This window comes from Streptomyces sp. WG5, from assembly GCF_049974565.1.
Lineage (GTDB): Bacteria > Actinomycetota > Actinomycetes > Streptomycetales > Streptomycetaceae > Streptomyces.
In genome coordinates this window covers 247,252-253,567 of the sequence record NZ_JBNGGC010000008.1, presented here as the reverse complement: position 1 = coordinate 253,567, position 6,316 = coordinate 247,252, and the positions used below count along the sequence as shown (strand labels likewise).

General features: G+C 66.5%; 5 protein-coding genes. 1 reads left to right on the top strand and 4 read right to left on the bottom strand.

Translation table 11 applies throughout. The features are described 5' to 3' along the window. Nucleotides 1-445: 445 nt before the first annotated feature. The 4 genes from ACP4IX_RS11095 to ACP4IX_RS11080 all read right to left on the bottom strand — a co-directional run bounded on the left by ACP4IX_RS11095 (nucleotide 446) and on the right by ACP4IX_RS11080 (nucleotide 4,058). Nucleotides 446-1,579, bottom strand: a complete 1,134-nt coding sequence (locus tag ACP4IX_RS11095; protein ID WP_426555396.1) for an IS630 family transposase — start codon at nucleotides 1,577-1,579, stop codon at nucleotides 446-448. Between the two features lie 66 nt (nucleotides 1,580-1,645). Next, on the bottom strand, nucleotides 1,646-2,521 hold the full coding sequence (locus tag ACP4IX_RS11090) for an alpha/beta fold hydrolase (protein WP_426555403.1): 876 nt from the start codon (nucleotides 2,519-2,521) through the stop codon (nucleotides 1,646-1,648). Between the two features lie 235 nt (nucleotides 2,522-2,756). Next, a complete protein-coding gene (locus ACP4IX_RS11085) occupies nucleotides 2,757-2,990 on the bottom strand; it encodes a hypothetical protein (protein ID WP_426555395.1) in 234 nt (77 codons plus the stop codon). Nucleotides 2,991-3,272: 282 nt separating this feature from the next. Next, entirely contained in the window at nucleotides 3,273-4,058 is a 786-nt protein-coding gene (locus ACP4IX_RS11080) for a cytochrome P450 (RefSeq protein WP_426527024.1), read from the bottom strand. Nucleotides 4,059-5,869: 1,811 nt separating this feature from the next. Between ACP4IX_RS11080 and ACP4IX_RS11075 the strand changes: the two genes are divergently transcribed. Continuing rightward, nucleotides 5,870-6,292 (top strand): hypothetical protein, encoded by a 423-nt coding sequence (locus ACP4IX_RS11075; protein WP_426523425.1) that lies wholly within the window; start codon nucleotides 5,870-5,872, stop codon nucleotides 6,290-6,292. The last annotated feature ends 24 nt before the right edge of the window (nucleotides 6,293-6,316 follow it).

The window sequence follows — 6,316 nt, the reverse complement described above, 5'->3', positions numbered from 1 at the left end:
CTTGAACCACCACACGAGTCTGGCCCCACCGCAGACGCGGCGGGGCCAGAACCCAAGATCTTCATCAGTCTTCTAGGTTCTGTCTCTTTGGCGTCGTGCTGGTCAGCGTGAAGCGGGTGACGCGCTCCGCTGATGGCCTGTCTGCGTATCCCTCGAACGGCTCGTCGTGATCACGCAACATCCGCGTCATGGTGGCTGGCGAAGGGTGCCGGCTCTTCTTCGCCCCGGTGGTGAGCCGCTTCTCGCGGTGCTGACCGCCAAGGTCGGCACAGCCGCTACATCTGCGGAAACAGGTCGTCAGGCGACCTCTTGGCGAACCAGGGGGCGACGGCGGACGCGTGTGCTCCGTCGTGGCACACACCCGGAAGCCGTCTGCGAGTTGAAACGCATCGAGTACCCCCCGGGCTCCGCCGGACCGCTGAGCTGCTGCCGAACTAGTGCCGCATCAGGCAACGTTCGCCCTGGCGACCACGGCACGTAGGCGTTGGTCGTCGGCGTGGCGGTTTCGCCAGATGATGTAGCGGCGGATCACGCTGCCCTGCTCCTTGTGGCTGGCGTGGTCGGTGCCATCGAGGGTGAAGTAACGCAGTGCCGTGAACTGGGCCTCGATGCGGTTCAGCCACGAGGAGTTGGTCGGGGTGTAGGCGATCTCGACGTTGTTCGCCTCTGCCCAGTCCGCCACCCGGCGGCACCGCTTGGTGGTCAGGTGCGGGGAGTAGTTGTCACACACGATCGCCAGGCGGACTGTCGGCGGGTAGAGGGTGCGCAGGTAGCGGCAGAACTCCAGGAACTTCGACCGGTTCTTGGTCTTCTTGATGTGGCCGTAGAGCTTGTCCTTGCCCAGGTCGTAGGCGGCGAACAGGTGGCGCACCCCGTGCGGGCGGGTGTAGGTCGCCCGCCGCCTTGGCCTGGGCTCGCGATCGGGGTCTTTATGCCTGCCGCCGCGTTCGGCCCACTGCCGTCCCGGGTGCGGCTGCAGGTTCAGTGGTCCGAACTCGTCCAGGCAGAACACCGCGTCCGGCTCGCCGTCCTCGGGGACGACCTCGCCGTCGGCGATCGCGTACAAGTGCTCCACTCGGGCCTTCTTGATGGCGTAGTCCGGATCGCGGGAGGTCTTCCAGGTCTTTATGCGTTGAAAGGAGACGCCCTCCTGGCGGAGCAGGATGCGCAGGCCCTCGTGGCTGATGTCGTCGACCACCCCCTCGGCAACCAGAAAGTCGGCCAGCTTGGTCAGGCTCCAGGTCGAGAACGGCAGGCCGTGCTCGGCCGGCTTGGACTTCGCGACCTTCTTGATCTCGCACCGCTCGGGCAGTGTGAAGGTCTTCGGCCGCCCGCCCTTGTACTTCGGATACAGGGAGTCGAAGCCGTCGGCGTTGAAGTTGTGGATCACGTCGCGGACCCGGTCGGCGCTGGTGAACGTGACCTCGGCGATCTTCGCCACGCTCATGCCCTGCGCGGACAGCAGCACCATCTGCGCGCGTCGCCAGGTCACCACCGATCCCGTGCCCCTGCGGATGATTTGCAGCAGGCGCTGCCCTTCATCGTCATCGATCTCGCGGACGCGCACATGTTCAGCCACGCGCACAGCTTGACGGAGATCGTTGCCCGGCACGCGCACGCCTCAGTACGGCCATAAACCGATCGTCTACCCGTCGGCGATGGCCTTCCCAAGGAGCAACGTGAGAATCGGCTCGGCATGTGTCCACAGGAGGGCGCCGCCAGTCTCCGACACTACATGGTGACGAGCACCGGGCACACGGGCAGCGAGCAGTGCTCCGTTGTCGGGCGAGTGGCTGGTGTCCCGCTCGCCGTACCAGATGTCGACCGGGACGGTGATCGCGTCGAGGGCGAACGGCCACCGCCCCATTGCCAGGACCGTGTCGCGAGCGTAACCAGCAGCACCTTGAGCAAATGCCTCGTTCAAGGCCCTGCGGTAACCAGCCGCGAAATCAGGATCCTGGTACACGGCCAGGTCGCACCCCGGGCTCCCGGCCATGACCATGTCCCACATCGCATCCGCAGTGAAGCCGGTGAAAAACTCCTCGGCGCCAGCCGGATCGCACTCAATCCGCTCGACGAGACCACGCAGGTCCGCGTTCAGAACTGAAGCGAACTCCGGCCTGGCGACCTCGTCCGCACCGGAGACGACAGCCAGTGCCGAAGCGGCCCCCTCCGCAGCGCAGGCAAGAGCAAATGGTGCACCTTGCGAATTCCCGACCACAACAGGTTGCCCCAGCCCCCGCTGCACACAGAGTTGACGCATATCTCCAGCGAAGTCAGAGAAGGTCCGCCCAGGAGCGGGCGTCGAGACACCAAGACCCGGACGATCCACAGAGACAAGCCGCACTCCGAGTGCTTCAACAACGCCTGCGCCGAATCCGAGCCACCGGCTCGTAGCCGCGCCTGGACACAACAGAACGGGCACTCCGTCCAACGGCCCCCACTCGGCCCAGCCAAGCAACCGTCCATCAGAGAGAGCACTTTCGCCCAACCGGGTAGGAATATCGATATATCCAGCCATGATCAACATCATGGTCATGGACAGGTCGTCCCGCAACTGAAATTCACCTTGACCCTGAACAGGGCAAACGTTGCCTGATGCGGCACTAGTGAGGTTTTCAAGGTGGGCTCGGCGGGATGATGGCCGGTCCTGTGACGATACGACAACCGTCGATGAAACGGGGCCTGAGCTGGCTTCTTGGTAAATCGCCGCGGAGCTGCGGTCGAGGTCGTCGGGTGCGGTGAAGCGGTGTTGGTCACTTCTTCCGACACGGCACGGACGACCTCAGTGACCAGTTCAGCCGGGTCAGGTCGCGCACCGCGGCCAGGAAGCGGGGGGAGCCAGTGCGTTGTGCGGCGCGCACGAGTCCGGCCTCCTTGAGGCGCGCGAGCGCCAGACCGAGGAGGCGGACGGCGTGATCGTCCCGGCCGAGGCTCGCGCGGAAGTCGGCCGGCGCGCTGTGACGGAAGCCGGGACCATACCGCTCCATGGCCAGGGCACCCTCGAAATCGACGCGGCACCCGACCGGTTTCGCCGCCTGCGGATCTGTCAGGCCGAGCGGGAACTGCGACACACAGACGGTGGCCCATGGTGCGGGCGAGATCCCGGGGCGTTCATCACTCCTGCTCACAAAGCACTTTCACGCTTCCGCTCGGGGGCCGACGCCATCGCAGGTGAAGCGCGGAGGTCAGGACGTGTGCATCGGATGGGGGGATGCCTTCCGGGAAGCTCTTTTGACGGTCACCGAGTGGTCCCTCGGGAGCCCTTCGACTCAGTCCCGCCGATCCGCCTGTGCCCTTCTGGTGAGGCGGGTCCAGCCCGCCGGTGGAGCCAAGAGCGTGCGGGCATGAGGCTTTCGGCTCCTGAACCGTACGGTCCCTTGGTAGTCACGAAGGGCGAGGTAGCTGAGGTGCTCGAGAGCCTGGACCGCGAATCCGTTCGCCGGGCACATCTCCGCTCCCTTCCCGAAGGGAAGGTAGGACCGCTTCTGATCGCGGGTCGGTTTCTCCCAACGCGTGGGACGGAAGTCCAGTGGCTGGTCCCACACGGTCGCCGACCGGTGGAGCGCGTGGGTGCCGATCAGGATGTGCTCGCCTGCCCGCACCGGAACGCCGGCTATCTCGTGATCAGTGGCGGCCACCCTGGCCAGCCGCCATGCCGTCGGATAGAGGCGCAACGCCTCTTTGACCAGCGAACGGACGTGTTCCAGTCGTAAGGCTGGATCGTTGTACCCGTGCTGTACGCCGAGCAGCACCACCCATTCGAGGGTCACGCCGGTGAAGCCCACGGTGGCGAGGACGAGGCGTTGCAGCAGCTGCGCGCGATCCGCGAGGGAGAGTTGCCCGGGCAGGCGCATCACCATGTCGACGAGGTCCTGGTCGTCGGCGCGCTGTGCGGGCAGCCGTGCCAGCTGCTCGGTGATTCCGGCCCGCGTGGCGGGTACGGAGCGGTGGGCTCGCCTCACCGCGTGCCCGACGATGTCGTCGGCGACGATGCTCGAGGTCAGGTAGGCGTCGACGAGCGAGTTGATTTCGCTGTGCCGCTGGTGTGCTATCACTGGTGCGAAATACCGCCGTACTACGTGGACTCCCCAGCGCTGGTGCCGCAGGCGGCCGCGCCTGTCACCTGCCTCGCGGAGGGCGGAGTCGATGTCGAACGACGAGCGAAGATCGTGGCAGGCCAGGATCTTGAGTAGTCCGTGTGATGCCTCGGCTCGCAACGTCCGGGGCAGAGGCGTCGGTCCCAGGCGGAAGAACCCGGACTGCGGCGCGTACTTGTCAGCCGAATCGACCAGCACCTCCCGGGCCGCTTCCGCTCGGCGACGAACAGGGTCCCGAAGCGGAGCCTGAACGGGCCGTCGGCGTCCGCTGCCAGGCTCTCCCACCTTCGAAGATGACGCCAAAGGCTGTGCCTGTCCAGGAACACGAAGTCCTCCGCAATAGAGAGGGAAGGGACGCGCGGCTCCGGCCGCGCACCCCTTCCCGTGCGGCGGGATGTCTACGCTTTGCGTCCGTACCTGTCGCCGTACGCGTCGTGGCGAGCGCGCATCTCACCCATGAGTACCTGAACACATTTCGTGACCCACGCCATTGTCGTCCTCCTGTAACGCAGCGCTTCGCGTCAGTCCTGCTGCCCGTATCCGACGAAGTATCCGTGCCAGCGTGCGCGCATTTCACCGCTGAACGCACGAAGGCCGGTAGTGATCCAGGACATGATGGTGCTCCTCATGATCGGTGATCTTCGCTGTCGGGCAGGTTTGCGCCTTTCGGTCCGCCACCGCACGTCGCAGCGGAGGATCAGCCCAGGGACATGAATGCGGTCGGCCAGAGCCCACCGTGCGTCATGACGCTACACACCCCGCGGTACCGGGTGAACCGGTGAAACCGGCCAGACCGGCGATGCTGAGGGGCATGCCGGAACGTAGACGTTCGCGCGCCGGATGTGCACCCTGCGGTTGTGCGTACGCCCCTGCGGCAGTGCTCGGACAGTTCCAGATGGTCCCGACCACAGGCATGCTCCGGTACACGATGGCGGGGTGTGCCCGATTCCGTGCGGATCGTGGATCCGACATCTTCCTGGGGAGGGCATCCGCCGGGTATTCGGGAACGCACCTGCCCGGCGTCGACGGGGCACGGAGTCCGCCAGTCGTGGAGATTGTCGGCCACGCGACGCAGGGACACACAGATGGACAGGCGATTGCCGTCAAGAAGAGCTGCGACAGGGAGCGGGGCGCGCGGACGCGCACCGCACGGCACCGGCTTCATAGCCGTCCTGGCCTTGGCCATGGGAGCGGTTCTCACTGGCCCGGCCACCGTTGCCCAGGCGCGGCAGACGGCGCAGGGCGGTCCCGGCGTCCCACAAGCGCCCACTGTCGTGGCATCCGCCGCGCCTTGCCCGACCGTGCAGGGCGGTTCCCACCCCGCATCGGCATCCCCAGCCGTCCGCGGCCAATTCTTCCCCGACCCCGTGTTGCCGGCCTCGATGTCCTGCGCTGTACGCAGCGAGACACCGAAGAGCGCTGCGATCTTCCGATGAGCCACCGGCGGCTCCTGCGCACATCCGTCGAGCACGACCTTCCGCCGATCCCCACGCCACCGTTGCGCTCGTTCCGTCTGAACGGCGAGCACCTCACTGATCCCGGATCATCCCCGACCGCGTCCTCTGCGCCGGCCCGTACCTCATTCGACGTGCGGAACGCCGACCGGATCGTAAGGGTGTGTGGCGTGATTGTCGCCGTTGACCGCCGTATCCGCGCCATGTCACCTTCGGGCGGTCGAAGGCAGTCATGCACGGGAGGGGCACACGGTGACCACAGGCAGCGGACACAGAAGAGGCAAAGGCACCAGGCTGGCCGTCGCGCTTACGGCAATGCTGGTCGCGACGGCCATGGCGGGACCGGCCGCGGCAGCCACTGGCGGTCCGCCGGCCGGCACACCGGTGACCGCGCAGTCGATCACGATGAGCGACCCCACACCCGACGAGCAGGAGCAGCTGAGGGCCGTCGCCGGCGCCATCTGGACACCCGGGCTGGCGGCCGGCTGGAACATGAACGCCGAGGTGGCCAACGTACTGTCCACGGCCACGGGCGAGATCCTCAAGTGCAGCGAGGCGTTCGCCCTCGTGCCGCGCCCGGCCGGCTTCGTGCCCGGAGTCGGCTATCTGGTCAACTATTGGAAGAACCTTCGCGACTACTTCCTGGCCGTGAAGAGCGACCGGACGTACCGCGCCTGCGTGGTCACCGCCGCGGCGAACTACCGCTCACCCATCGAAATGGCTTCCATGGGCATCTGACCCGCCCGGCCGGCGGGCCGTGAA